This window comes from Sphingobacterium sp. KH_072 (assembly GCF_057837975.1).
Window position 1 is genome coordinate 3726191 of record NZ_CM174457.1, and the last position, 25517, is coordinate 3751707.

Below are 25517 nucleotides of genomic sequence, written 5' to 3' on the forward strand. Positions count from 1 at the left end.
CCTAATCGATGACAATATGCTTTTACTTGGTATAGACCTTGGTACATCCTCCATCAAAATCTCCGTTGTAGATCACGAAAGTCAAAAAACATTGACCACGGTGAGCTATCCGGAAGAAGAAAGTCCCATTCATTCTCCAGAAGCGGGCTGGGCAGAACAAGATCCAAATATGTGGTGGGAACATATTAAAATCGGAATCCGTAAAGCACATACTACAGGCTCATACAACCCTGCGGACATCAAATTTATTGGTATTGCCTATCAAATGCACGGCTTAGTATTGTTAGATGCCGATGGCAATGCCTTACGCAACTCCATCATTTGGTGCGATAGTCGCGCGGTGCCGATCGGTCAACAAGCTTTTCGTGATTTGGGCGGACAAGAGATCCTGCGTACGCATTTAAATTCGCCAGGGAATTTCACCGCATCTAAATTCAGATGGGTGAAAGATAATGAACCCGAAATCTATCAAAAAACCCGACATCTCTTACTACCTGGCGACTTTGTATCGTTTCGACTTACGGGAGAATATTGCACCACGAATAGTGCTTTGTCTGAAGGTGTGCTCTGGGATTTCTCTAAAAACAGTTTATCTCAGACTATACTCGAGCACTATGGAATTGATCGCTCAGTGATTCCTACAGTGCATCAAGTGTTTGAAGATCACGGACGGATTCTTCCTGCGATAGCCGATGAACTCGGATTAGCGCACGATGTACACGTCACCTACAAGGCAGGAGATCAACCGAACAATGCGCTTTCGCTCAATGTATTGCAAGCAGGTGAAGTAGCTGCCACAGCGGGCACATCGGGGGTGATCTACGGTGTGAGCGACCAATTGGTCTACGACCAACAATCTCGTGTAAATACGTTTGCTCATGTTAATCATCAAGAAGAAATAACGCGCACGGGCGTACTGCTCTGTATCAATGGTACAGGCATATTGTACAATTGGATTCGAAAAATAGCCGGTCACGGGCTCTCCTACGACGAAATTAATCAGATCGCTGCTACAGCTCCGATCGGCGCACAAGGATTAAGCATATTTCCCTTCGGTAACGGCGCAGAACGCATGCTAAACGATCAAATGATCCAAGCATCTATCACAGATATCGATTTCAATCGGCACGATAGAGCTTCTCTTTTTCGCGCAGCGCAGGAAGGTATTGCATTTGCTTTTCGGTATGGACTAGATATTATGCGGGAGAACGGCATGAAGCCGAAAGTAATCCGCGCGGGACATGCCAATTTATTCCAAAGCGCTGTGTTCAGATCGTCTTTCGTAGCAGCAACGGATACGCCATTAGAACTATACAAGAACGATGGCAGTGTAGGTGCTGCTTTGGGAGCAGGCATTGGTGGTCGCGCCTATCGCGACGCCAAAGAAGCGCTGAGTGGCTTACAGGTAATTGCTGATTTCATTCCTGAAAAAGCTTTTACAGAACGGTACGAGGAGCTATATCAAGATTGGAAAGGACAATTAACTCAAAAATTAAATACAAAGACAATATGAACGTGTTAACAGGCGAAAAAGAATTTTTTAAAGACATTAAACAAATCCAGTTCGAGGGTTTGGAAAGCGACAACCCGCTTGCTTTCCGCTGGTACAATCCAGATCAAATCGTGGCAGGAAAAACAATGGCCGAACATTTTAAGTTTGCCTGTGCTTACTGGCATTCTTTCAACGGTGATGGCGGAGATCCATTCGGCGGAGCAACACATAATTTCCCTTGGGATCGGCAGAGTGATCCATTAGCGCGCGCTAAAGACAAGATGGATGCTGCATTTGAATTCATCACCAAATTACAAATCCCCTACTATTGTTTTCACGACGTAGATTTAGTCGACTTCACCAACGATGTGGTGGAGAATGAGAATCGCTTACAGCAAATCGTTGGCTATGCCAAGCAGAAACAGCAAGATAGTGGCGTAAAACTATTGTGGGGTACGGCTAATTTATTCAGCAATCCTCGCTATATGAACGGCGCTGCGACCAATCCAGATTTTCACGTGTTGGCGCACGGCGCGGCACAAGTAAAAGCGGCACTAGACGCAACGATTGCATTAGGTGGAGAAAACTACGTTTTCTGGGGCGGTAGAGAAGGCTATATGTCATTGCTGAATACTAACATGAAGCGTGAGCAAGAGCATTTGGCCAAATTCCTGCATTTGTCAAGAGATTACGCCCGTAAAAACGGATTTAAAGGTACATTTTTCATTGAGCCAAAGCCATGCGAACCATCCAAACATCAATATGATTACGATGCGGCGACGGTATCAGGCTTCTTGCGTCAATATGATTTACTGGACGACTTCAAACTCAACTTAGAAGTGAATCACGCGACACTAGCAGGACATACTTTCCAGCATGAACTTCAAGTGGCTGTAGATGCCGGATTATTAGGTTCGATGGATGCTAACCGTGGCGATTACCAAAATGGTTGGGATACGGATCAGTTTCCAAACGACATCAATGAATTGACTGAATGCATGTTGATTATTTTAGAAGCTGGTGGATTCCAAGGCGGCGGTGTTAACTTTGACGCTAAAATTCGTCGTAACTCTACGGATTTGGCAGATTTAGTACATGCGCATGTCGGCGGTATGGATTTGTTTGCGCGAGCACTCGTAACGGCCGATCGTATCTTATCAAACTCAGATTATCAGAAAATCCGTAAAAATCGCTACAGCTCATTCGATGATGGCGAAGGCGCCTCTTTCGAGAAAGGTGGCCACACTTTAGAAACTTTGCGTGACTTTGCGGCAGCAAATGGCGAACCGCAGACAAGAAGTGGCCAACAGGAATTCTTAGAAAATCTGATTAACCGCTACATTTAAAAAAAGCGATATACAAAGAGAGCGGGCTTCATCTAGATGAAGCCCGCTCTCTTTGTATAATGAGAATTATTATTCGCTACTTAGTTAGCACTCGTATCTCCTGCAGCTGGTGCAGCAGTAGGTGCAGGTGCTTCGTTTGTTGGAATATTCAATCCAGGATTATTTTGCATTGGTGCTTCCAATTGATCGTTTAATCTATCGGATGAACCCGTAGATCCGCTCGGACCAACCATATTAAGACCTAAACAGAAAACCATCAAAGCGATCGCCAATGCCCAAGTTCCTTTTTCTAAGAAATCTCCAGTACGTTGCACACCCATTAGGTTAGAACCGCCTGCGAAACCAGAGGACAAACCTCCACCTTTAGGGTTTTGTATTAACACGATCAAACCAAGTAACACACTGGCTAATACAATTAAAATAATAATTAGGGTAACCATACTATATAAATATTAAAATTTTTGTTCTAATTCTTCAATTCGGCTCGCAAAGTACATTTTTTTTTCTGGATTAATCGAAATTAATTTCCTAAAAACATCGACTGCTTTTGGATACAATCCCTGCTCTATATAAATATTGGCCAATGTTTCGGTAACCAGAGAAAAATGATCTTCGGCACTCTTTCGAGCTTTATTTTCGTTATTTACCACGTCTGGCGTTGGTGGATGTATTTGAGGTTCTTCTCGTATAAAACGCTCGATTACCGCATCTGTTTTCTTTGGCATAGATACTTCCACAGTTTTCTGGCGGATAGCGGCACTCAGCTTATCTTCTGGATCTTGCAGATGGAAGATATTTTCTCTGATCTGATGATCCAAAATAGTCTCGTCAAATTTTGACGGCACAAACTGACCGTCATCACGTGTAGTAAGCGACTGAAAATTGACGAAAGGTTGATAGGTATCCGCATGTTTGAGACGCGTCTTGTACAACCACCAGCGAAAACTATATGGCATCAATGCATCGTCGTACACGCTCAAGTCTTCTTCAGCTTCTTCATCGTTTGAACTTGCCTCAACAGGAGCGACTGCGGTTGTGTTCGCACCTTGCTCGGCTATTTCTGCCGTTTTCTGCAACGCAAAATAGTCGACCGATTGCGCTTGCTCGAAGATCAGATCTGCTAGTTCATCATCCGGCGTCTTAGCACTTTCTGCCTCCTGTAGAACTAAATCAGCATCTTCTTTCTCTTCTAATGGCAATGAAGAGCTTGTATTTTCCTCTACCATGTTTTCATCAGCAATATCTTCAGCACGTTGCTCTACCAAATCGTACAACCAATACCGATTATCTGTATGAAGTAATGCCTTTTGTATAGTAGCATCTGTAGTAGGGTCAGACGCAGATGATCGGCGACATTGATAGGCAAATACAAGTGCCTGTGCGAAAGGATATTCGGACAGAAGCAATTGAAAATCTACATCCGATACGGCATTCGGATCTCGCAATGCTTCTGCAAACAATTTTTTGATATTTGGTGTAGATGCTTGGTTCATGACGAGTCTTGACTTACCAGTTATTGAATGTCCGGTTGTAAATATCCTCGGTCAACATCAGGATAATTTCTCTAGTTAATTCTAACTCCGTGTTGGTATTGACAACCCCTCGAAATTCTCTAAACTGCGTAAAGTTTTCTTCAAAATCGCTTTCTCCAGATTCATCTTTGCGGTTCGTATACTTCACCTTGACAGTAATGGATAACCTATTCAGCGCGGCAAGATTAGTATTAGCTTCCACACCAGCAGAAGAAATGGTATAATTGGTGATCACTCCTTCAAAGATAGCATCGCCATTCTGATCGACCTGATTGAGTCGAGATTGTGTTCTTATACGTTCTTTTAGGCCCTCCGTAAAGTCTTGGCTTAAAGAAGTAATGACCATTGGCGCAATATTCTCGAAGAACTCGACCGTGTAGGTATTCATATTTTCTGGAATACTCCCGCCACTCAAGCTATACTTTACCCCGCAACTCTGCGTGGTAAAAATCAACAATACAGAGGTAATGATGACAGTAAGTATGGATTTATGGTTATTCATAAACGAAGTCTTAATCTAGGTTCAAATCTTTAATCTTACGGTACAGGGTGCGCTCGGAAATACCCAACTCTTGTGCAGCTGCTTTGCGCTTACCTTTATGTTTTTTCAAAGCACGCTTGATTAAGTCTGATTCTTTGTCTACCAATGACAAAGATTCTTCTACTTCTTCTACATCTTGGGCATTATAGCGGTATTCTCCGTTCGCTGGTTTTGGTCGATTAGGATTATGAATCGTTAATGTCGCTGGCGAAGGCAAGCCATATTCATCACTCATCCGCGCCGCCATATTACCACTATTATTATCAATGTCTTTGTAAAGCTGATTGATTACTGGAGAGTTTTGCTCATAGGTTCCGGCGTTTATTCCATTTTGAATAAGCTCCACCACTAATTTCTTCAGATCAACCATATCCCGCTTCATATCAAACAGGACTTTATACAGCAAATCTCTTTCGGAGAAATCGTCTTTATTCTGTTCGTTTACAAAAACGGGAAGATTAGACTGCTTGGCATCAGCCGGAATATAATCGCTCAGAATTGCCGCATTGATACTCCGCTCTTTTTCCAAAACGGCTACTTGCTCTGCAATGTTTTTTAGCTGCCTAACATTGCCGGGCCAATTATAACTGACCAATAGGTCTTGCGCATCTGGCAGTAGTTGAATGCTCGGTGTACGGTATTTATCGACAAAGTCAACGACGAACTTACGAAATAATAAATAGATATCTTCGGGACGCTCGCGCAACGCAGGGATTTTTAGTGGTACGGTATTCAATCGGTAATAAAGATCTTCTCTAAATTTGCCCTTTTGTACAGCCGTATACATATCAACGTTGGTCGCTGCCACGACACGAACATCGGTTTTCTGGACTTTGGATGATCCTACACGAATGTATTCGCCAGATTCCAACACACGCAATAAACGTGCTTGTGTACCTAGCGGCAATTCGCCGACTTCATCTAAAAAGATGGTACCGCCATCTACTACTTCAAAATAACCTTTTCGTGCTTCGGTCGCGCCTGTAAAAGAGCCCTTCTCGTGGCCAAACAACTCCGAGTCAATCGTTCCCTCGGGGATAGCACCACAGTTTACAGCAATAAATGGACCATGCTTGCGCGCGCTTAGCTGGTGAATAATATGGGAAAAGACTTCCTTACCAGAACCGCTTTCGCCTTGGATCAATACAGAGATATCCGTTGGTGCGACCTGACGGGCAATATCGAGCGCACGATTTAATAAAGGCGAATTGCCAATAATTCCAAATCTACTTTTTAAATCCTGATGATCCACCATGGGTACAATTTTGCTTTTAGCGCCTTTTTTAATTGATTATTTTTCCAATTAAAGTTGCTGAAGTACAACTTTCTCCCAGTACATCTACATAATCTCCAGCTTTGTAACGTGTATCTAGAGGGAAAACCACCATCGCATTCTGGTCATTCCGCCCACAATAGTGCTGATCCGAGCGCTTGGATAATCCTTCGATAAGCACGCGGTGCACTTTGCCCACATAATCTTGAATACGCTCATGCCCGTGTGTACGTTGCAAAGCCACGATCTCTGTCAATCGACGTTTTTTTACTTCTTCTGGGATATCATCCTCGAATCGTTTGGCTGCCAACGTTCCCGGTCTTTCTGAATAAGCAAACATGTAAGCAAAATCGTATTTTACATACTCCATCATCGATATAGTATCTTGATGCTCTACTTCCGTTTCGGTACAGAATCCAGTAATCACGTCGGTAGATATGGCGCAGCCTGGAATAATACGACGGATGGCATCGACACGATCGATGTACCATGCGCGATCATATGTCCGATTCATAATATCCAAAATGCGTGAATTGCCTGACTGCACAGGCAAATGGATGTAGTTACAAATATTCTCGTACCGAGCAATGGTATGCAATACCTCGTCGGTAATATCTTTGGGGTGTGAGGTGGAGAAGCGAACGCGCAATAGCGGATTGACATCTGCCACCATCGCCAATAGCGTGGCGAAGTTTACTGTTTTCTCAATTTCAGTACCGTCCTCATTTTTTTGAGCATGCTTGTATGAATCCACGTTCTGCCCCAATAAGGTTACTTCGCGGTATCCTGCTTCAAAAAGATTTTTTGCTTCTTGTAAGATAGACTGCGGATCACGACTGCGCTCTCTACCACGTGTAAAAGGGACGACGCAGAAAGAGCACATATTATCACAACCACGCATGATGGATATAAATGCGGCTACGCCGTTGGAGTTCAATCGGACGGGACTAATGTCTGCATAAGTTTCTTCGCGAGACAATAGCACGTTGACAGCCTTCGCGCCATCTCCGACCTGCTCAATCAGATTAGGAAGGTCACGGTAGGCATCTGGTCCAACGACCACATCCACCAACTTTTCTTCTTCTAAAAACTTGGCTTTAAGACGCTCTGCCATACAACCCAATACCCCAACAATCATCCCGGGATTACGAGCTTTGGCAGATTCAAATTCTTTCAATCTATTCCGAACGCGTTGTTCGGCATTTTCGCGTATAGAGCAGGTATTAATAAACACCACATCCGCATCTTTAAAATCTTTGGTAGTCTCAAAACCATGATCGATCAAGATGGATGCAACAATCTCACTGTCCGAAAAATTCATCTGACAACCGTAACTTTCGATATAAAGTTTTCGCCCGTTGCTGGCTCCTGTAGGCACCATATCAAGTGCCTCGCCTTGACGAGTTTCATCGTGTGTTTTGGTTGTGTGTAATAAGTCTAACATGTCCATTTCTCAAAGAGACAAAGTTAAGAATTAAATCTTAGAATGCGTGACAAGATGTCATCTGCATTGACCTATTGCATATCGGTCTAATGTTTGATAATTTAGCACAAAAAAGCAATTATGAAAAAAGCACTATCAGCATGTATCGTTGCATTAGCGATCTTATCTGGAGCCTCGATGGCTCAGGCACAGGCAAAGTTGCCACCTGCAAGTAGCACACAACAAGTATCGCAAGGACTTGGGATTAGCAAGATCTCACTCAATTATCAGCGCCCAAATAGCAATGGACGGACTGTTTTTGGCGGATTAGTTCCTTATGGTGAAGTATGGCGCACGGGAGCGAACAACGCTACAGCGATTACTTTCGATAGCGAAGTAACTATCCAGGGTAAAACCGTACCTGCCGGAACGTATGGTTTGTTTACCATTCCCACTAAAGGTGATTGGACGATTATTCTAAATAAAACTGCTGAACAGTGGGGCGCTTATACATATAAACAGGAGGATGACCTAGTTCGTTTCACAGCAAAACCGACTAAGTTGAATAAAAAGGCAGAGACCTTCAGCATTAACTTTGAGAACGTTACTTCAAAAAGTCTAGATGTGGTTTTGAGTTGGGAAAACGTAGCAGTACCATTCACGGTATCTGTTGATCAGACTAAAGAAATCATGGCATCATTGGAAACTGCAATGAAGGGCGAGAAAAAACCTTATTTCCAAGCAGCACAATATTATTTCCAAAATAACCTTGACCTTACGAAGGCTGTAGAGTGGATCGAGGAAGCAGACAAAGGAAACACGAAAGCGCCACATATTAAATACTGGAAAGCTCAAATTTTGACGAAAGCAGGTGACAAAGCAGGTGCCGCAAAAGCTGCTCAAGAAGGAATTGATATGGCTACTCAAGCAAACAATTCGGAATACATCAAATTGAATACACAGGCGCTTAAAGCTGCGAAGTAAGCAATAGAATTTTTAAGCCGTGTGTTTGGCTGCGCCTATAGTGCAGCCAAACACACGGCTTTTTTATGCGATATCAAACAACGTTATAATTCTTCCTTAAGGATAGCTTCTAACTCTTCGGCAGATAGGTTCATATTCACGTTGCCATCCTTGGCGAAAGAAATCTCTCCAGTCTCTTCGGATACTATGACCGAAACGGCTTCAGAAACTTCCGTAACACCAATAGCGGCACGATGCCGTAAACCAAACTGCGGTGGCAAATCTTCACTATCAGACAAAGGCAATACCGAACTAGCGGTCATAATGCGAAAATCAACAATTATGACGGCTCCATCATGCAGTGGCGAATTCTTAAAAAATATGGACTCCAGCAGTCTTTTTGAAATGGGTGCATCGATGTATTCGCCACTCGACTGATAATACTCTTCATCAAAATGCCGAGAGAACACTAACAAAGCGCCCGTCTGCGACTTAGCCAAGCTACGACAAGCGTCTACAATTGGTTTGATTAGCTCTGACCGATCCCCTTCCACGGCTTTGCGCGCACCGAAAAATGACCAGATAAATTTCTTGCGGCGCATGGATATGTTTTTACCAATATGCAACAGGAAACGTCGAATTTCCTGTTGGAATACTACGATCAATGCAATGGATCCTACCGAAATAAAGCCGCCAAAGATCTCGGTCAACAGGCGCATCTCTAGTTGCTTCACAACCAGATAAATACCATAAAACAAACCGACACCAATCAGGATGTTTACGGCAATGGTACCCTTTATCAAACTATACACATAGTAAATGATAATGGCCACCAGCAAGATGTCGATAAAATCGAACCATCGGAAACCACTCAGAAGATTAAAATCCAGTCCTTGCATATACTCTGCAATTTAATGAATATTCTGCAACCTGTACTATGACTGTTGTATAATTTAAGCCAATTGCGGCCATTTTATATTGATTATATTTGTGATATAACAAGCTACCGTACATGACTAGATTATCTGTAAATATCAATAAGATTGCCACCTTGCGCAACGCACGTGGCGGCAACATCCCAAATGTACTAACGACTGCGATTGCTTGTGAGCGCTTTGGCGCGCAAGGAATCACGGTACATCCTAGACCGGATGAACGCCATATCCGCTATCAGGATGTGTATGATTTAAAAAAAGAAATCCAGACCGAATTTAACATCGAAGGTAACTGTCAGGAAGAGAAATTTGTGGAGCTGGTATTGGCCAACAAACCGACGCAAGTAACTTTAGTACCCGATGCCAATGAGCAAATCACATCCAATCACGGCTGGGACACGATTAAAAACAAGGTATTTTTACGCGACATAGTAAGCCGCTTTCAACAGGAAGGAATCCGCGTTTCACTATTTGTGGATCCTATAGAGGAAATGGTAGAAGCAGCAGCGGAAACTGGCGCAGATCGTGTAGAATTGTACACTGAAGCGTACGCAGCTGAGTTTGGCTACGATAAGGAAAAAGCTATTGAGCCCTATTTTAAAGCCGCTGTAAAAGCTCGTGAAGTAGGATTGGGCTTGAATGCAGGGCACGACCTTGACTTGCATAATTTAGCTTTCTTCAATGAGCGAATTCCGGGACTATTGGAAGTAAGTATTGGGCACGCTCTGGTAGCAGATGCGTTGTTTCTTGGGTTGGAAGAAACGATCAAAAGATACTTAGCTGCGCTCAAAGCATAAAAGTTTTTTGTTTTTTTACAAAAAACGTCTTTGCGGAGCCGAGGCACGAGGCTGTGGCAATCTAAAGTAGCAACTTTCTTAACTTCCTCAATCGAAAAAGAAATAGATAGCTTTGTCATGCCTCCGCGCAATGACGGTCGACTTATACAAAAAAGGTGGTAGTAAGCTATTACTTACTACCACCTCAAATTACCTTCGTTTAGAAAAGACTAATTGATCCCTCTAAAAATTCTATTCCAACGAATTTTGGACAAGAAACTTCCATCTTCATCGTAGCTCATAAAAGTCAATACCGCTTTACCTACGATATGGTCTTCGGGGACAAAACCCCAGCCGCGTGAATCCAAGGAGTTATGTCTATTATCTCCCATCATCCAATAATAATCCATATTAAACGTATAGCTATCTGCTAACTTGCCGTTGAGATAAACCCCGTCGGCACGCTCTTCTAACGTATTGCCTTCATAAATCGTGATTGCACGGATGTATAATGGCAAGGTTTTATTATCCAACTTGACAGTCCATCCCTTTTTAGGGATCGTAAATGGCCCAAAGTTATCATAGTTCCAGACAGTCCCGTCTTTATAAAATGGAAATGCTTGTACCATTTCCGAATTATCGTCTGGCCCATATACTTGTTCAATAACTTCCTTTACGTTATTCCACTTACGCACTTCTTCTGCCTCTTCGCGTGTAATGTGCAGTACATATACACCTCTCGACGGATCGTTAAGATAAGTACTCAGTTCGTAGCGTTTCTCCACCAAACGGTTCAAATCTAAGCCATATGGCTGCTCGGTAATAACAATATAGCTTGGCTGCAGATTATCGCTTTCGTAGGCAGCTTCACCATTTACAAAGAGCTGTGCACCTTTCATAGTAAGCACGTCGCCCGGCATACCCACGCAACGCTTAATATAATTCTCGCGTTTGTCGACTGGTCTTTCAAATGGCGCATCGGCATCCATCGGATAGTTAAACACGACCACATCATTTCTTTTAATTTCTTGAAATCCTGGAAGGCGTTTGTATGGCAATTTGATCCACTCAGAATAAGCCTTCCCGCCGGTAACCGGCATAGTATGGTGGGCAAATGGAAACGCCAATGGCGTCATTGGGATTCTAGCTCCATAATTCAATTTACTAACAAATAAAAAATCACCAATAAGCAAACTGCGCTCCATCGAACCTGTTGGGATCACATACGGCTCGATCAGAAAGCTTCTGATTAATGACGCGGCAACGGTTGCAAAAATAATCGCATCTGTCCACTCTCTGACAGCAGATTTCTTATATGGATATTTTTTCTTAAATTCTTCGGTATTGGATGGGCCAAGGTATCTCACGGTAGCGTCCCTTCCCCACATCGGCAGTACAATAAAAGGCACTATTACCGCAGCAGCTGTCTCCCAGAATCGGCATTTACCAAAGCTTTTCAACAGATCGAAATACAATCCGAAGAATACAAAGACATTGACTATAGGTACTAATAACCAAAGCACCCACAAACGTGGTCGTCCTACTAAATCAGCAAATACTACTTCACGATAAAAAGGAATAAAGGCTTCCCAACCCTGCTTTCCTGCTTTTCTGAATAATAGAAAGAGGCCGTACCAAGATACGACGAGAAATAGGGCAAATAAAATATAATAGATCATGTATACTACTTATTAAAATCAAACATTTCTGTCACTTGGTAAAATCCTTTTCTACCAACCAACCATTCTGCAGCGACCACTGCGCCCAAAGCAAAACCATCCCGACTATGTGCTGTATGCTTAAACTCAATCTGATCCACTTCCGAACTGTACAGTACGGTGTGTGTGCCCGGCACTTCTTCCAAGCGCAAGCTTTCAATCAACAATTCATTCTTTGCTGGAATCACCTCTTCACCCGAGCCTTCTAAGCGATTCACCCAATTATCTTTATCAGTGTATGCATCTAAGATACCTTCTGCAATGGTAATTGCTGTACCACTTGGCGCATCTAGCTTATGGATATGATGTATTTCTTCTACTTGTGCATCGTATTGTTTATATGGATTTATCGCTTTTGCTAGCATCTTATTAACATGAAAAAACACATTAACACCAATGCTAAAGTTAGATCCATAAAGCATGGATTGGTTAGCTTGGAGACAGGTTTCTTTCACCTCTTCCAGATGATCGTACCAACCTGTGGTACCTACCACGATCGGAAGATCATTTTCAAAACAAAGACTGATATTGTCTAAAGCGGCATCAGGCGTACTAAAATCTATCGCAATATCTGCCGCATTCAGATCCATTGCGGCAATATTTTCCCGGCTATCGGCATCAATAGTCCATACAATTTCATGGCCTCTTTTGACGGCATACCGCTCAATAAGCTGGCCCATCTTGCCGTATCCTAATAATCCGATTTTCATTCTAATCCTGTAATTGGTTAATATTTTAATTCAAGTTTAGCGTCAATTTCAATCCAGGAGTAAACAAAGAAGCTGCTCCAAAGCGTGAATTCGTTGCCATCCCGCTGGGATAGGTAGGTATCACCGTTGGCGTTACTCTAAAAGACAAATCGTCGCTGATATTCCAACGATTACTCAACATAGAATTTACGTAGGCTTCTACCACATTCAATCCGTACCAGCCTAATGTAGCCAAAATCACAATATCTCGATTGCGCCGCATATTATCTCGCTGACGTATCAGCGATGGCTCAGAACCTGCTGGCCTATTCCCTAAAGGTCCATCCGAAGGTTCACCATTGTTATTAAAACGAAACTGTAACTCCGTCTGGTATTCACGATAAAAGTAATTCCAGTAATCAAAGGTAAGATATCCGGCCACTAATCCGCCGTAGATCACAGGCACTTTCACCCACCACAAACCGCCATTGGTATATTGCCCCCAGCCCGGCAAGATCGCAGATCGCCGCCATGCGACACGAGAAACACGCTCAATCTCTAGTCGAGCCGAATCTTTCAAAATACCTTTAAAATAGTATTTATCACGTTCCTTTTCTTCTTTTGTGCGGGCACGGCGTTCGGCACGCGTTTCTTTCTTCTCGACATTTGCTCTTACAGAATCGGCCAATATACTATTAGCCATACTATCCGCTGTACGAATGATACTGTCGCGATCTTGTGCCTGCAAGGTTCCCCAGCATAAAAAAGTAAACAATAAAACGCCGAGATACCGCATATAACTACCAGTCAAGTAACTCCAGAATACGGCCAAGGTCATCTTCGGAATCAAATGGGATTTCAATAGCTCCCTTTCCTTTATTATTTTTCATATTAAGCCTGACGCTAGCAGCAAACCGCGAGGCCAAATCATCTTGTATTTTCTTGTATTGAAAATTCAATGTTTTTTTTGCGCCTTCGGCTGTTTCTTCCTTTTCCGCTTTCCCTTGTTGTATCTCACGAACCAGCTCTTCGGCTTTCCGAACAGATAATCCTTGATCGACAATCTGTTGGAATATGAAAAGTTGTTTCTCCTCATCAGAGATATTGATCAACGCCCGTGCATGCCCCATAGATAACTGACCATCACGAATGGCTGCTTGTATCACTGGCGGTAGTTTTAGCAGACGCAAATAGTTGGTAACTGTACTTCTATTTTTAGAAACACGCTCTCCAAGCTCATCTTGCTTCAAATTACATTCTTCGATCATGCGTTGAAAACTCAACGCCACTTCCATAGCATTTAGGTTTTCGCGTTGAATATTTTCGATCAACGCCATTTCTAGCATCTGCTGATCGTTGGCCGTGCGGACATATGCTGGTATTGCCGTGATTCCTGCTAATTTAGAAGCACGCAAGCGACGCTCACCACTAATCAATTGATAGGAATCTTTGCTCATCTGCCGAACGGTGATCGGCTGAATAAGCCCTTGGAGCTTAATGGAGTCCGATAGCTCTTGCAAAGCGACCTCATCAAATTCTGTACGCGGCTGAAAGGGGTTGATCGAAACGTGAGCTACTTCAATAAAATTAATCCCACCAACAGGCTTCGCTTCCGACTGCCTATCGCTGCCGATCTCCGTGCCAACCTTAACCGAGGATTGCCCTCTGTTAATATCTTCATCCTGAAGCAAAGCACCTAAACCCTTACCCAATCCTATTTTTCGCTGTTGTGCTGCCATATCTCTCTATACTGTCGCTGACTCTTTGTTTTCTACAGACAAAAGACCGTTCTTTTGTAAAATTTCACGCGCCAGATTCAAGTAATTGATCGCGCCTTTGCATGATGCATCATGCATGATAACCGATATACCGTAACTTGGTGCTTCACTCAAACGGGTATTTCGCTGAATGATGGTATCAAATACCAAATCAGTAAAGTGTGTACGCACCTCTTCAACAACTTGGTTAGACAGGCGAAGTCGTACATCATACATCGTAAGCAAGATACCTTCGATCTCTAGCTCGGTATTTAATCTATTTTGAACGATTTTTATGGTATTAAGCAATTTACCCAATCCTTCCAAGGCAAAGTATTCACATTGCACAGGAATAATCACAGAATCCGAAGCGGTAAGCGCATTGATAGTAATCAAGCCCAAAGAAGGAGAACAATCGATAATGATAAAATCATAATCGCCCTTGATCTGATCAAGTACAGTTTTCATACGATACTCGCGCTCGTTGAGATTAATCATCTCAATTTCTGCACCTACTAAGTCAATATGTGCCGGAAGTAGGTCCAAGTGCGGTGTCTCTGTTTCTCTGATCGCATCGTGAGGCGCTAAATCATTGACCAAACACTCGTAAATACTCGTTTTTATCTCGCGCGGATCAAAACCGATACCGGATGTCGAGTTTGCCTGCGGATCTGCATCGATCAGTAAGGTTTTATACTCCAATACTGCCAGACTAGCAGCAAGATTAATAGCGGTTGTTGTTTTCCCAACACCACCTTTTTGATTTGCAATGGCAATGATTTTTCCCATATTGATGATAACCTATAACTGAGTATGAACCTATTAATCCTACAGCTACATGCCAGCAAGATAACATTCTAATGATTTTGATCCTACTTAAAACATGTTAAATTTGCTACTTTTATGAGCCCAGAATGGCTTCAAATCTCAGGACGCTAAGTTAGCAAAAAATTAGCTGTAGTCCGATATTTGATTAGCGCAATTTACGGGCAGAATGAACAGATATAATTATGGATTTAATCATCGTGGGAACGAATCGCCCCAAAAATAATTCGACTCGTGTAGCACACTATTATCAGCATGAATTGAGCAGAAAAGGGCAAGATTGGGAGATTCTTTCTCTCGACAGCTTACCCAATAACCTGATCGTATCTGATCTATATGGCCGTCGTAGTGATGCTTTTGCATCTATCCAAGAGCGCATATCCGAGGCAAGGCGTTTTATATTTGTGATACCGGAATATAATGGCAGCTATCCCGGAATCCTAAAAGTATTTATGGATGCTTGTGCTTACCCAGCATCATTTCACCACAAAAAAGCTGCTCTAGTCGGCATCTCGACCGGGAAATACGGCAATGTACGTGGCGTGGATCATTTTACCGGCGTATGTCATTACATGCGTATGTATGTGATGCCGCTAAAAATCCATATTGCTCACATACAAAATGAGCTGAATGAGCAGGGTAATTTTTCTAATCCGCTGACGGAAAAATATATTCAGGAACAGCTGGCCGACATCGAACGGCTATAAATCTCCTTTGATGATACTGCTTAGTAAGTCTTCTATTGAGTGCTTGAATTTGTATTCATCGAATACTTGCTGATTGAGGAGGTGACTATTTTCTTCGTACAAGAAGATGCTCCAAGCGTTGTTTTTGTACTCGAGTGCCGATAGATTTTCGATCCAATCGCCCGAATTCATGTACACACAAGATCCTTTTTTAGTCTCTACCGTTTGGATCGTTGGATGATGGATATGACCGCAGATCACGTAGTCATATTGATTTTCGATAGCCAGCTCTGAAGCCGTTTTTTCAAAGTCAGAGATAAACTTGACGGCTTTCTTCACAGAGTTTTTGATGCGCTTGGAAAGCGAATATTTCTCACGCCCCATGCGCACCAGCACGGTATTGATCAAGGTATTGAGCTGAATCAAACGGTCATAACCCCAACCGCCTAGCTTGGCGATCCACTTAGAATGCTGAATAGAAGCGTCGAACACATCGCCATGAAAGATCCACGTTTTTTGACCGTTGACATCCAGCAACAACTTGTTGGCAAATTGTATCTTACCAAAGTGCATCGGCCCGAATTTACGCAACATCTCATCGTGGTTGCCGGTGATATACACCACTTGACAGCCTGAATAGGCCATATCTAGCAAACATTTCAATACTCGGAAATGCGATTCAGGGAAATAGCTCTTCTTAAATTGCCAGATATCTATGATATCTCCATTAAGGACCAGATAATTGGGTTTTATGGAGTGCAGGTATTGGAGCAATTCGTCTGCTCTACAACCATGTGTACCAAGGTGAATGTCGGATATGACGGCAATATCTACGGCTCTTCTCATGTGGTGTTTTTACAAAGTAACAACCGCACTATTAAGCCATCATTCTCAAAGAGTTAAGCTTTTATAAAGAATCAATGAGACTGCGTTGCCATTTTTCGGGCGCATCATCACGCTGTAGGTACAGCATCGCGGTTGCACGCGCATCAGATAATGGATCGTGATGCTGTAATGGAATATCCATGATCTTGCAGCATACATTTAATTTGGTACGGGCGAATCCTAATTGCTGGTAAAGCACGCTGGTACACAACCATTGATCACTAATATCCAGTTCTTCGTAGCGCAGACCATAATGTTTCATCGTTTGCTTCAATACCGATCGATCAAATTTCTCATTATGTGCCACCATTTCACGACCTTTCAGTAGCGGAGCTAAATCTTTGTACAACTCGTCGAAAGTAGGCGATTCTGCGGTTTCACGCGGCTTGATGCCGTGCACACGCGTAGTTTGCCACATATATTTATTGTTGGGCGGCTTCACCAAACTAAAGAATTCTTCGGTAATCACGCCTTCATCGACACGCACTACACCCACCGCACAAATACTATTGTAATCTGCAGTCGCTAATTCGAAATCGATCGCTGTAAAACTTAACATATGCTATTATTCTATTGCAAAGATAGGCGTTTTTCCACGAAACAACTAGATTTCAAGCAGACCGGATGTGGGTTCTTTTTGATTTGCGACCTTATTAAAATCTGTCTTACTGTATAATTTACTATCTTAGCGCCGAAAAAGCACTTTTGTGCTACACGCTACTCATGAAAATAAATCGTTCATTACTCGCCTATTTCCAATTGGCACTTTTAAGTGCCATTTTGACGAGCAATGCGCTATTTATGCACAGCCACGTATCACATGGCCATCTAGTGATGCACGTGCACCCTTTCGCTCTCGACGAACGCGGTGATGTAGCTACACACGAGCACGATGACGATGAGATGGTGTTTTATGATTTCTTGGCTCACCAAGGAATCGTGCAAATGGAGCCATTCTCTGGCGCCATCGAAGTATTAGCCATTGCTTATAGCTCTTATCAGGCTCCCATACGCAATGAGGATATCGCGCACTACCGCTATCATGATGCGCCTAGTCTTCGTGGGCCGCCCATTTTTTCCTAATCTATCTTTTTAACAAATCTCGGAATTGAACGCTTGGTTCACGCTTGTCGCGTGTACCATCTACCTGTGTTTCCATTCCGTACGCAGCAACGACTATGCACTATCGCATAGATGACTCTTTTATTTCATGCTTAAAAGCAACACATTCTATATGGAAAAATTTTTCTACACCATACTATTGACTTTACTATCTCTTACCATATATGCGCAAACAACAAGTACCATAACAGGTACAGTGAGCACAAAAGGAGGCGCAACCACCGCTACCGTTCGTATTGAGGGAACGACATTGGCAGCCACCACCGACGAAAATGGACATTTTACTTTAACCAATGTACCTGCCGGGAATCGTCGCATCTTAGTTGATGCGATTGGCTATGTTCCATTTCGCCAATCGGTGTCGGTGCTTGCCGGCAATACGCCGCCGCTTCAGATCGCACTCGAAGCCGATCGACTTAATCTCAACGAAGTGGTGGTCAGTGCCACGCGATACGACGTAAACCGGAAACAATCGCCCGTAATTGTGAATGTGATTGGCTCGAAACTGATGAACGCCACGCAAAGTGTGGCCATGTCCGAAACGCTGAACTATCAACCTGGTGTACGCTTGGAGGTGAATTGCCAGAACTGTGGCTTCACGCAAGTGCGAATGAATGGTCTGGACGGCAGTTATTCTCAAATCTTGATGAATAGCCGCCCAATTTTCAGTGCGCTAAATGGCGTATATGGCTTGGATCAGATTCCGACCAGTATGGTGGAGCGCATCGAAGTCGTTCGCGGCGGTGGATCGGCGCTATACGGTTCTAATGCCATTGCTGGAACGATCAATGTGATTACCAAAGATCCTATTGTCAATTCGTGGGAGATAAACAACAACACCAGCCTCATCGGCGGCAAGAGTTTGGACAACAACTTTAGCTTCAACTCCTCGGTAGTGAGTGAAGACCTGACGTATGGCGCTACATTCTACGGTGCAAAAAGAAGTCGAGAAGCGTATGACGCAGATGGCGACGGATTCTCTGAAATCACGAAGTTGGAAAGCACGGCCTTCGGCACGAAAGCATTCTATAAGTTTTCAGAACTGAATAAGCTAACGATGGATTTTAGTGCGATCAAAGAATTTCGTCGTGGTGGCGATCGATTAAATATAGCGCCGCATTTCACGGATATTACCGAACAGTTGAATCATAATACAATCATGGGCGGGTTGACATTCGATCAATACACATCAGATCATCGCACCAAATTCAGTGTTTATGGTTCTGCTCAGCGCACCATTCGCGATAGCTACTACGGCGGATTGGGTGGCGAGCGTACCAGAGCCGACAGTTTATTAGCAGCCAATGCGTATGGAACAACGAAGGATTTTGCTTTTGTCGGCGGTGGACAATTGGCGCATACACTCAAAAATGAAGATGTATTTACCACCGGTATTGAATACAATCACAGTAATGTAGATGATGAAATCCCAGGATACAGCAGAGCCATTGAGCAAAATGTAAACAGCACAGGAATCTATGCGCAATACGAATGGAAACCAACAGATCGATTCAAAGCTTTGCTTGGCGGCCGATTTGACCATGTCAATGTCTCTGGCACGTACTATTTGGGAGATATTTCCCGAGCATCAGATGCTTCGGTATCCGCATTTAGTCCGCGCGTAACTTTATTGTATGATATCAATGAAGTATTTCAACTGCGCGGCGGATATGCCCGTGGTTTCCGTGCGCCGCAGGCTTTTGATGAAGATATGCACGTATCTTCAGTGGGTGGCGATCAGCAGTTTATCTTATTGGGCGAAGATCTGAAAACCGAATTTTCTAACTCCTACACGGCGTCTATTAATTTCACAAAAGCGATTGGAACCACCCAAACCAATATTTTAGTGGAAGGTTTCTACACCGATATTCGGAATCCATTCACTTATGTATCACAAGGCGTGATCGGCGACAACTTGCGCCTAGAGCAAATGGTCAATGGAGAAGGTCTTTACGTAGCGGGGAGTAATGTAGAAGTGGGCATCGCACCATCCGATCGCCTGACTTTTCAATTTGGAGGTACGATCCAAACGAATCGCTACCGCAAGGATCAAGAGCTCTTTGAAGGCGAAGATGTAGTGGATGGTGATCCAGCGGTGTTTACGCGCAATCTGGTGCGTACGCCAAACAGCTATGGCTATTTGAATACCAACTGGCGCGTAACAGAAGATTTTGGTATAGATATTACCGGTGTATATACTGGATCGATGGTCGTGCCGCATGTGGTTCGAGAATCTGGATTTATGGACTTGGTACAATCCAGAGAATTTATGGAGATGAACTTACGTTTGTCGCGCATGATTCACATAAAATCTAGCTTTTCACTCGAGTTGAGCGCTGGCGTACAGAACATTTTCAATAGTTATCAAAATGATTTTGATAAGGGCGCACGCCGCGATTCAGATTATATTTATGGCCCTGCCAGACCACGCACGTATTTTGTCGGTGTGAAGATTGGTAATTTCACTCATTAAGCAATAAAAAACGATGGTACGATTCTATGGTTGGATCTTCCTTTTTTGTTCAATCTTCCCTGCGTCATATACGATGGCGCAGGAAGGATTGAAAGTGAATTGGCTATCTTTCGAAGCGCTATCAGATTCGTTGGCCAGTAAGCCAAAAAAGACGTTGATTTTCTTTCATGCTGACTGGTGTACGTATTGCAAGAAAATGGAACGCGAGGTGTTTACCAACCCAGCGGTAATCGCTCAGATCAATGCTGATTATTACGCAGTACAGCTGGATGTAGAAACGACCGACAGCGTTCGCTTCGATGGTCAATTATTCACTAATAAATCACCAAAGAAAAGAAGAGGCAGATACCACGATCTCGCCATGATATTGGGTGCTAGAAACGGACAATTGGTACTGCCAACAACCCTGATCCTAGACAAAAGTTTCTTCGTAGAACAACGGCATTTTGAGTACCTACATAGCAAAAAGCTGCTCGAACTGCTACAGCCTTAACTGCACATCTCCCTCCGAGGTGACTCGCCGCATTCACATATAAAATTAAAAGCGTATTTTTGTGCCCAAATGGGAAAGAGAATACCTCAGGACAAGAAATTTGTCTCTGATATAGAGATAATTGACATCGCCGAAGAAGGAAGAGGCGTCGCGAAACAAGACGAACTGGTAATGTTTATCGAGAAGGCAATACCGGGAGATATTGTCGATGTAGAACTGCTTCGCAAGAAAAAGAATTTGGTAGAAGGGAAAGTAACTGCTGTGAAGACGCCGTCTCCACATCGGGTTGAACCTTTTTGCAAGCACTTTGGGGTTTGTGGTGGTTGCAAATGGCAACATATGAATTACGAAGCACAATTGCATTTCAAAGAGAAATATGTGACCAATGTGCTGAGCCGCATTGGCAAAGTCGATACTTCCTCTATGGAAACCATATTGGGCTCGCAAGAAACATCGTATTACCGTAACAAGCTGGAATATACATTCTCCAACAAACGCTGGCTGACTAATAAAGATGAGCAGGTAGACGATCAGGATATGAATGCCTTGGGCTTTCACGTGCCGGGTCGCTTCGATAAGATCTTGGATATAGATCATTGCTTCTTGCAAGCAGATCCTTCTAATGATATCCGTAACAGTATTCGTGCTTACGCTGCCGATCACGGAATTTCATTTTATGATCTACGTGCGCATCAAGGCGCGCTGCGCAATGTCATTATCCGCACCGCGTCTACGGGTGAGGTGATGGTTATCGTGGTCTTTGCGTATCCTACGCAAGAGCAGATTGATCAGTTGATGGAGTTCATATCTGTTAAGTTTCCGACATTAGCTTCGCTACTCTACATCGTCAACCAAAAAGGCAACGATACGATCTTTGATCAGGAAATCATGCTATACCGAGGCCGCGACTTCATTTACGAAGAGATGGAAGGTTTGAAATTTAAAGTAGGGCCAAAGTCATTCTACCAGACAAATTCAGCGCAAGCTTACGAGTTATACAAAATTACCCGTGATTTTGCTGGTCTTACAGGCGAAGAGACGGTATATGATTTGTACACTGGTGCAGGTACCATTGCCAACTTTGTGGCACGCAATGCAAAACAGGTGATTGGCATAGAATATGTACCTTCTGCTATTGAGGATGCGAAGATCAACTCTGAGCTAAACGACATCAGCAATACCAAGTTCTATGCGGGCGACATGAAAGATGTGCTGACAATACCATTTGTCACCGCACATGGTAAGCCAGATATCATTATTACCGATCCGCCAAGAGCAGGGATGCACACCGATGTGATTAAGTGCTTGTTGGATGTAGAAGCTCCGAAGATTGTATATGTGAGCTGTAATGCGGCAACACAAGCGCGCGATATTGAGTTGCTTTCTGAAAAATATCAGGTAGCTCGGATCAAGCCGGTAGATATGTTTCCGCATACGCAGCACGTAGAGAACGTGGTTCTTTTGACCAGAAAATAATACGATGAATATAGAAGAATTGTTAGCAGAGCCCTCTGGGAATGGCCCTGAAAAAGGTAAGAGCAACAGTCCGCTGGACAGCCTTAAGGTAGATCTAGACTTTTATAATGATGCGATCAAGGAGGTTTCGGCCGACCTGATCGCAGCGCAATATTCCGCTCACCCTATTTTTGTAGCGCACCAACATAGCGTGAAGATTGGCGAAGTGATCTTAGATAAGATGGAGCTGAACACTTCGTGGACTATCAATGTAAGTACGTTGGAGGAGTTTGTGGAGAACGGCATTATCAAGGAAGACCGCAAGGCTTATTTTATCAAGCAGTATAAACCTGCCGATCAATACATGTGTCTATTTGTAGTCGTTCCAGAGGGTGCAAATTTTGTGTTTTACCCATTCAAATAAAAGGTTTAGCGTTATTTAACATCCTGAATAGCGATCTTTGGTTAATTTAGATTATTACATGAACCGTTTACTACTATATATCATTGCCGTTTTTTGCCTGCTTTTTGCAGTGAGCTTACGCACATCTGCCCAGACTGCTGGGTACGAGCGTAAGAACATATCGGGTATGATATTGGAACGGGGCACCAATAATACACGCATCGCAGATGCGAATGTAACGAACATGAATACGCAACAGCAAGTGCGTACCACAATGCAAGGAATCTTTACACTACCTGTTGCTCTTGGTGACAGCCTATCCATTGAAAAAGTCGGATATGGCACGATAAAAACGCAGATCAACATGATAGAAGATATCATTCTAGAAATGCAATCTGGCCTACAAATAGAAACAGTAGTTGTATCTCGTAGTACGCGCGAAGCGGATATGCGCGGTATTATGAAAGATTATGAACGAAAAGGTGTTTATCGTGGTGGACAAAACTCGGTAGGTACCTATTTGGCTAGTCCTGCAACGGCATTGTACAATCTTTTTGGCAAGGAGCCCAAAAATGCAAGACGCTTCCAACAATACATGGAGCAAGAGCTGGAGGAAACGAAGATTGATCGTATTTTCACCAAAAGTATCGTAACAGAATTGACCGGCCTGGAAGGAGAAGAGCGGCAATCTTTCATGGATTGGTACAGACCATCTTTATCTACTGCAGAAAAATGGGGAAGATATGATTTGATGGTGTATATCAATAAATCTTTTGAAGATTGGGATGCCAATGGACGACCAAAATCTCAAAAATTGCCAAAGTTGGAGATCCCTCCGCAGGAGAAATAATCTATTGAGCAGTAGGTATCAATAATTGTTTTCCACATCATAAATTTATTTTGGCATTCGCTTTGTTTATGTATCGTAAAGAAGCATTCATTTATCTTTTAACTTATGACAATTAACAAAAAAATATCAGTTTATGGTCTGTCGCTAGCGACATCTGCAATGTTGTTTGCAAGCTGTTCTACCATACAAAATACAAGCAGCACAACTAAAGGTGCCGTAATTGGCACCACAGCAGGTGGTGCATTAGGCGCGTTGATCGGAGGAAAAGCAGGTAATACTGCAGTAGGCGCAATCGCTGGTGCAGTGATTGGTGGTGCAGCTGGTGGATTGATCGGTCGTAAGATGGATAATCAAGCGAAGGAAATTGAAAATGCTGTTGCCGGTGCTGAAGTAATTAAATCTGAGGAAGGTATTATCGTGAAATTCGATAGTGGAATTCTTTTTGACTTTAATAGTACTCAATTGAAAGGTGATGCAAAAACAAATATTGCCAAATTGGTAGAGACTTTGAATAAAGAGCCGGATACCGAAATTTTAGTAATCGGACACACAGACAACGTTGGATCCATGAGCGCTAACCAGAAAGTATCTGAAGGTCGTGCAAAATCTGTACGCGACTATGCCGTATCTCAGGGATTGAAAGGTGGTAGAGTAAAGACAGAAGGTAAAAACTTTTCAGAGCCCATCGCCTCTAACGATAGTGATGCAGGACGTGCTGAAAACCGCCGTGTAGAGATCGTAATTGTAGCGAGTGAGAAAATGCAACAAGACGCAAAACGCGAAGCTGGAACTAACTAAAAGTAGTATATAGATCATTGAAAAAGCTCCGGAAGACTTGGCCTTTCGGAGCTTTTTGCTATGGATTCAGCTTATTTGTAGACTGGTTCAGCCAAGATTGAATACCGTGCTGGAAGTCCATACTCAATCAAACCCTTTACTAATGCAATATTAGCAGTAGATGTAGACCAAATTTTGATCACTTCTTGGTCTACTAAACGCGTGCGGAACAATTGTTCATAAATCGACACGACATCATCACTATTTGAAGAATATTTCTCAGGCCCGTACATGGAAGTGATGTAATTAACTAAAACAGATTTTGCTTGCTCAGGAAGATTCGAAGGTGCCAATTTGTAAGCTTCACCCCAATACTTTTTGTATATCAGGCTTAAAGAGATTGATTTAATTTCATCTCTCACTCCAGGTCTTATACTAAAATAGTATTCCTCCGTACCATTGTTTACATAACCATTATTAGCTGCTAAAGGCTCTTCAATCTCATTCCAAGAAAATTGCAAAAAATCTTTATCCTTAGGAGTATTTACGTGTACTAGAATAGAATCACTCACCACCAGATTGCCCTCGCGATAGCCTTTAAGGTATGTTTTGTAGTCTCCTGGTGTATAAAAATTATGTCCCCATTCCGTCTGGACACCGAATCCTCTTTCATCTCGCTCAATTAGGTGCACCTTATTTGTTGTACCTTCAACATTCCAAATCAGTGAATCCAAAACCTTATATTTCAGAAAAGAAAAAAAGTTTCCCTCATCATTTGAAGCCGAATCAATTAATTTGAAAGTTACCATTTGAAGTATATCTACTTCCTTAACATCTACCGTCAATCCGTATGGTAGATTTTGCGGGGTTTCTACTTCGGGCACAATTGTTTCTTCTTCTATCGGCACTTCGATAGGATCTTCTTTAGAGCAAGCGCTTCCTAATAGCGCCACCGCGATCAATATGTATAAAATTCTCATAAATGAATAGTTAGCCTGGAATAATCGCAAAGTTAAGAAAAAAATAAACCCAATTACTTAATGCGCAAAAAAAGCTATTATCACGTATGATAATAGCTTTTATATGATCTAATAGCATCCCTA

26 protein-coding genes are annotated in these 25517 nt (G+C 42.9%); 12 read left to right on the plus strand and 14 right to left on the minus strand.

Annotated features, from left to right (window positions below; genetic code table 11):
• Positions 1 to 16 precede the first annotated feature (16 nt).
• A complete protein-coding gene (locus AC3IRT_RS16540) occupies positions 17 to 1513 on the plus strand; it encodes a xylulokinase (protein WP_489394307.1) in 1497 nt (498 codons plus the stop codon).
• Positions 1510 to 2838 carry a xylose isomerase gene (gene xylA, locus AC3IRT_RS16545; protein ID WP_489394308.1) on the plus strand — a complete coding sequence of 443 codons (1329 nt, stop codon included), beginning with the start codon at positions 1510 to 1512 and terminating at the stop codon, positions 2836 to 2838. The genes AC3IRT_RS16540 and xylA overlap by 4 nt, the downstream gene beginning before the upstream one ends.
• A gap of 80 nt (positions 2839 to 2918) precedes the next feature.
• On the opposite strand, the gene secG is transcribed toward xylA, so the two are convergent.
• From secG to miaB, 5 genes are read right to left on the minus strand one after another with little or no spacing between them, the layout of a single operon-like run.
• A complete protein-coding gene (gene secG / locus AC3IRT_RS16550; RefSeq protein WP_116776942.1) occupies positions 2919 to 3278 on the minus strand; it encodes a preprotein translocase subunit SecG in 360 nt (119 codons plus the stop codon).
• Positions 3279 to 3290: 12 nt separating this feature from the next.
• Positions 3291 to 4331, minus strand: coding sequence for a hypothetical protein (locus AC3IRT_RS16555; RefSeq protein ID WP_489394309.1), 1041 nt, complete (start codon positions 4329 to 4331; stop codon positions 3291 to 3293).
• Positions 4332 to 4344: 13 nt separating this feature from the next.
• Positions 4345 to 4872, minus strand: coding sequence for an LptE family protein (locus tag AC3IRT_RS16560; RefSeq protein WP_489394310.1), 528 nt, complete (start codon positions 4870 to 4872; stop codon positions 4345 to 4347).
• A gap of 10 nt (positions 4873 to 4882) precedes the next feature.
• On the minus strand, positions 4883 to 6163 hold the full coding sequence (locus tag AC3IRT_RS16565; protein WP_489396145.1) for a sigma-54 interaction domain-containing protein: 1281 nt from the start codon (positions 6161 to 6163) through the stop codon (positions 4883 to 4885).
• A 31-nt stretch (positions 6164 to 6194) separates the two neighbouring features.
• Positions 6195 to 7628, minus strand: coding sequence for a tRNA (N6-isopentenyl adenosine(37)-C2)-methylthiotransferase MiaB (miaB, locus tag AC3IRT_RS16570; RefSeq protein WP_489394311.1), 1434 nt, complete (start codon positions 7626 to 7628; stop codon positions 6195 to 6197).
• A gap of 120 nt (positions 7629 to 7748) precedes the next feature.
• On the opposite strand from miaB, the gene AC3IRT_RS16575 reads away from it, so the two are divergent.
• Positions 7749 to 8591: a DUF2911 domain-containing protein gene (locus AC3IRT_RS16575; protein WP_489394312.1), complete on the plus strand. Its 843-nt coding sequence runs from the start codon at positions 7749 to 7751 to the stop codon at positions 8589 to 8591.
• Between the two features lie 83 nt (positions 8592 to 8674).
• Here the strand turns inward: AC3IRT_RS16575 and cdaA are convergent, their stop codons facing one another.
• Complete coding sequence (gene cdaA, locus AC3IRT_RS16580; RefSeq protein WP_489394313.1) at positions 8675 to 9469, minus strand: diadenylate cyclase CdaA; 795 nt, start codon at positions 9467 to 9469, stop codon at positions 8675 to 8677.
• 113 nt (positions 9470 to 9582) lie between these two features.
• Here cdaA and AC3IRT_RS16585 point away from each other — a divergent pair, with 113 nt between their 5' ends.
• Positions 9583 to 10302, plus strand: coding sequence for a pyridoxine 5'-phosphate synthase (locus tag AC3IRT_RS16585; RefSeq protein WP_489394314.1), 720 nt, complete (start codon positions 9583 to 9585; stop codon positions 10300 to 10302).
• A 209-nt stretch (positions 10303 to 10511) separates the two neighbouring features.
• On the opposite strand, the gene lepB is transcribed toward AC3IRT_RS16585, so the two are convergent.
• Genes lepB through AC3IRT_RS16610 form a run of 5 tightly spaced genes read right to left on the minus strand, consistent with a single transcriptional unit; the run spans position 10512 to position 15234 of the window.
• Positions 10512 to 11960 (minus strand): signal peptidase I, encoded by a 1449-nt coding sequence (gene lepB, locus AC3IRT_RS16590; RefSeq protein WP_489394315.1) that lies wholly within the window; start codon positions 11958 to 11960, stop codon positions 10512 to 10514.
• 5 nt (positions 11961 to 11965) lie between these two features.
• Positions 11966 to 12709, minus strand: coding sequence for a 4-hydroxy-tetrahydrodipicolinate reductase (dapB, locus tag AC3IRT_RS16595; protein WP_489394316.1), 744 nt, complete (start codon positions 12707 to 12709; stop codon positions 11966 to 11968).
• Between the two features lie 25 nt (positions 12710 to 12734).
• The gene (locus AC3IRT_RS16600) at positions 12735 to 13526 is read right to left on the minus strand and encodes a DUF5683 domain-containing protein (protein WP_489394317.1); all 792 of its coding nucleotides are present in this window, start codon (positions 13524 to 13526) and stop codon (positions 12735 to 12737) included.
• Positions 13489 to 14427 carry a ParB/RepB/Spo0J family partition protein gene (locus AC3IRT_RS16605; RefSeq protein ID WP_489394318.1) on the minus strand — a complete coding sequence of 313 codons (939 nt, stop codon included), beginning with the start codon at positions 14425 to 14427 and terminating at the stop codon, positions 13489 to 13491. The genes AC3IRT_RS16600 and AC3IRT_RS16605 overlap by 38 nt, the downstream gene beginning before the upstream one ends.
• Before the next feature lie 6 nt (positions 14428 to 14433).
• A complete protein-coding gene (locus tag AC3IRT_RS16610; RefSeq protein WP_489394319.1) occupies positions 14434 to 15234 on the minus strand; it encodes a ParA family protein in 801 nt (266 codons plus the stop codon).
• Positions 15235 to 15455: 221 nt separating this feature from the next.
• Here AC3IRT_RS16610 and AC3IRT_RS16615 point away from each other — a divergent pair, with 221 nt between their 5' ends.
• On the plus strand, positions 15456 to 15977 hold the full coding sequence (locus tag AC3IRT_RS16615; RefSeq protein WP_489394320.1) for an NADPH-dependent FMN reductase: 522 nt from the start codon (positions 15456 to 15458) through the stop codon (positions 15975 to 15977).
• Here the strand turns inward: AC3IRT_RS16615 and AC3IRT_RS16620 are convergent.
• A complete protein-coding gene (locus AC3IRT_RS16620) occupies positions 15972 to 16802 on the minus strand; it encodes a UDP-2,3-diacylglucosamine diphosphatase (protein WP_489394321.1) in 831 nt (276 codons plus the stop codon). The two genes, AC3IRT_RS16615 and AC3IRT_RS16620, sit on opposite strands and share 6 nt — an antisense overlap.
• Positions 16803 to 16863: 61 nt before the next feature.
• Positions 16864 to 17400 carry a 3'-5' exonuclease gene (locus AC3IRT_RS16625; RefSeq protein WP_489394322.1) on the minus strand — a complete coding sequence of 179 codons (537 nt, stop codon included), beginning with the start codon at positions 17398 to 17400 and terminating at the stop codon, positions 16864 to 16866.
• Positions 17401 to 17564: 164 nt separating this feature from the next.
• Between AC3IRT_RS16625 and AC3IRT_RS16630 the strand changes: the two genes are divergently transcribed.
• The 7 genes from AC3IRT_RS16630 to AC3IRT_RS16660 all read left to right on the plus strand — a co-directional run bounded on the left by AC3IRT_RS16630 (position 17565) and on the right by AC3IRT_RS16660 (position 24435).
• Positions 17565 to 17924, plus strand: coding sequence for a hypothetical protein (locus AC3IRT_RS16630; RefSeq protein WP_489394323.1), 360 nt, complete (start codon positions 17565 to 17567; stop codon positions 17922 to 17924).
• Between the two features lie 151 nt (positions 17925 to 18075).
• The gene (locus AC3IRT_RS16635; RefSeq protein WP_489394324.1) at positions 18076 to 20436 is read left to right on the plus strand and encodes a TonB-dependent receptor; all 2361 of its coding nucleotides are present in this window, start codon (positions 18076 to 18078) and stop codon (positions 20434 to 20436) included.
• A gap of 13 nt (positions 20437 to 20449) precedes the next feature.
• Entirely contained in the window at positions 20450 to 20929 is a 480-nt protein-coding gene (locus AC3IRT_RS16640; protein WP_489394325.1) for a thioredoxin family protein, read from the plus strand.
• Between the two features lie 69 nt (positions 20930 to 20998).
• On the plus strand, positions 20999 to 22405 hold the full coding sequence (rlmD, locus tag AC3IRT_RS16645; protein WP_489394326.1) for a 23S rRNA (uracil(1939)-C(5))-methyltransferase RlmD: 1407 nt from the start codon (positions 20999 to 21001) through the stop codon (positions 22403 to 22405).
• Positions 22406 to 22409: 4 nt separating this feature from the next.
• Complete coding sequence (locus AC3IRT_RS16650) at positions 22410 to 22808, plus strand: hypothetical protein (protein ID WP_489394327.1); 399 nt, start codon at positions 22410 to 22412, stop codon at positions 22806 to 22808.
• A 58-nt stretch (positions 22809 to 22866) separates the two neighbouring features.
• Complete coding sequence (locus AC3IRT_RS16655) at positions 22867 to 23637, plus strand: hypothetical protein (protein WP_489394328.1); 771 nt, start codon at positions 22867 to 22869, stop codon at positions 23635 to 23637.
• Between the two features lie 105 nt (positions 23638 to 23742).
• On the plus strand, positions 23743 to 24435 hold the full coding sequence (locus AC3IRT_RS16660; protein WP_489394329.1) for a YiaD family glycine zipper/OmpA-like lipoprotein: 693 nt from the start codon (positions 23743 to 23745) through the stop codon (positions 24433 to 24435).
• Positions 24436 to 24506: 71 nt separating this feature from the next.
• On the opposite strand, the gene AC3IRT_RS16665 is transcribed toward AC3IRT_RS16660, so the two are convergent.
• A complete protein-coding gene (locus AC3IRT_RS16665) occupies positions 24507 to 25394 on the minus strand; it encodes a hypothetical protein (RefSeq protein ID WP_489394330.1) in 888 nt (295 codons plus the stop codon).
• Positions 25395 to 25517: the final 123 nt, after the last annotated feature.

What these genes read in the sequence shown, in the direction of transcription:
- AC3IRT_RS16575 (WP_489394312.1), top strand. Translation starts at nt 7,749, where the DNA reads ATGAAAAAAGCACTATCAGCATGTATCGTTGCATTAGCGATCTTATCT.
- AC3IRT_RS16660 (WP_489394329.1), top strand. Translation starts at nt 23,743, where the DNA reads ATGACAATTAACAAAAAAATATCAGTTTATGGTCTGTCGCTAGCGACA.
- AC3IRT_RS16620 (WP_489394321.1), bottom strand. Translation starts at nt 16,802, where the DNA reads ATGAGAAGAGCCGTAGATATTGCCGTCATATCCGACATTCACCTTGGT.
- miaB (WP_489394311.1), bottom strand. Translation starts at nt 7,628, where the DNA reads ATGTTAGACTTATTACACACAACCAAAACACACGATGAAACTCGTCAA.
- AC3IRT_RS16540 (WP_489394307.1), top strand. Translation starts at nt 17, where the DNA reads ATGCTTTTACTTGGTATAGACCTTGGTACATCCTCCATCAAAATCTCC.
- xylA (WP_489394308.1), top strand. Translation starts at nt 1,510, where the DNA reads ATGAACGTGTTAACAGGCGAAAAAGAATTTTTTAAAGACATTAAACAA.
- rlmD (WP_489394326.1), top strand. Translation starts at nt 20,999, where the DNA reads ATGGGAAAGAGAATACCTCAGGACAAGAAATTTGTCTCTGATATAGAG.
- lepB (WP_489394315.1), bottom strand. Translation starts at nt 11,960, where the DNA reads ATGATCTATTATATTTTATTTGCCCTATTTCTCGTCGTATCTTGGTAC.
- AC3IRT_RS16655 (WP_489394328.1), top strand. Translation starts at nt 22,867, where the DNA reads ATGAACCGTTTACTACTATATATCATTGCCGTTTTTTGCCTGCTTTTT.
- AC3IRT_RS16605 (WP_489394318.1), bottom strand. Translation starts at nt 14,427, where the DNA reads ATGGCAGCACAACAGCGAAAAATAGGATTGGGTAAGGGTTTAGGTGCT.
- AC3IRT_RS16640 (WP_489394325.1), top strand. Translation starts at nt 20,450, where the DNA reads ATGGTACGATTCTATGGTTGGATCTTCCTTTTTTGTTCAATCTTCCCT.
- AC3IRT_RS16625 (WP_489394322.1), bottom strand. Translation starts at nt 17,400, where the DNA reads ATGTTAAGTTTTACAGCGATCGATTTCGAATTAGCGACTGCAGATTAC.
- AC3IRT_RS16600 (WP_489394317.1), bottom strand. Translation starts at nt 13,526, where the DNA reads ATGACCTTGGCCGTATTCTGGAGTTACTTGACTGGTAGTTATATGCGG.
- AC3IRT_RS16610 (WP_489394319.1), bottom strand. Translation starts at nt 15,234, where the DNA reads ATGGGAAAAATCATTGCCATTGCAAATCAAAAAGGTGGTGTTGGGAAA.
- AC3IRT_RS16650 (WP_489394327.1), top strand. Translation starts at nt 22,410, where the DNA reads ATGAATATAGAAGAATTGTTAGCAGAGCCCTCTGGGAATGGCCCTGAA.
- AC3IRT_RS16585 (WP_489394314.1), top strand. Translation starts at nt 9,583, where the DNA reads ATGACTAGATTATCTGTAAATATCAATAAGATTGCCACCTTGCGCAAC.
- AC3IRT_RS16560 (WP_489394310.1), bottom strand. Translation starts at nt 4,872, where the DNA reads ATGAATAACCATAAATCCATACTTACTGTCATCATTACCTCTGTATTG.
- AC3IRT_RS16665 (WP_489394330.1), bottom strand. Translation starts at nt 25,394, where the DNA reads ATGAGAATTTTATACATATTGATCGCGGTGGCGCTATTAGGAAGCGCT.
- AC3IRT_RS16635 (WP_489394324.1), top strand. Translation starts at nt 18,076, where the DNA reads ATGGAAAAATTTTTCTACACCATACTATTGACTTTACTATCTCTTACC.
- AC3IRT_RS16555 (WP_489394309.1), bottom strand. Translation starts at nt 4,331, where the DNA reads ATGAACCAAGCATCTACACCAAATATCAAAAAATTGTTTGCAGAAGCA.
- secG (WP_116776942.1), bottom strand. Translation starts at nt 3,278, where the DNA reads ATGGTTACCCTAATTATTATTTTAATTGTATTAGCCAGTGTGTTACTT.
- AC3IRT_RS16615 (WP_489394320.1), top strand. Translation starts at nt 15,456, where the DNA reads ATGGATTTAATCATCGTGGGAACGAATCGCCCCAAAAATAATTCGACT.
- AC3IRT_RS16630 (WP_489394323.1), top strand. Translation starts at nt 17,565, where the DNA reads ATGAAAATAAATCGTTCATTACTCGCCTATTTCCAATTGGCACTTTTA.
- cdaA (WP_489394313.1), bottom strand. Translation starts at nt 9,469, where the DNA reads ATGCAAGGACTGGATTTTAATCTTCTGAGTGGTTTCCGATGGTTCGAT.
- dapB (WP_489394316.1), bottom strand. Translation starts at nt 12,709, where the DNA reads ATGAAAATCGGATTATTAGGATACGGCAAGATGGGCCAGCTTATTGAG.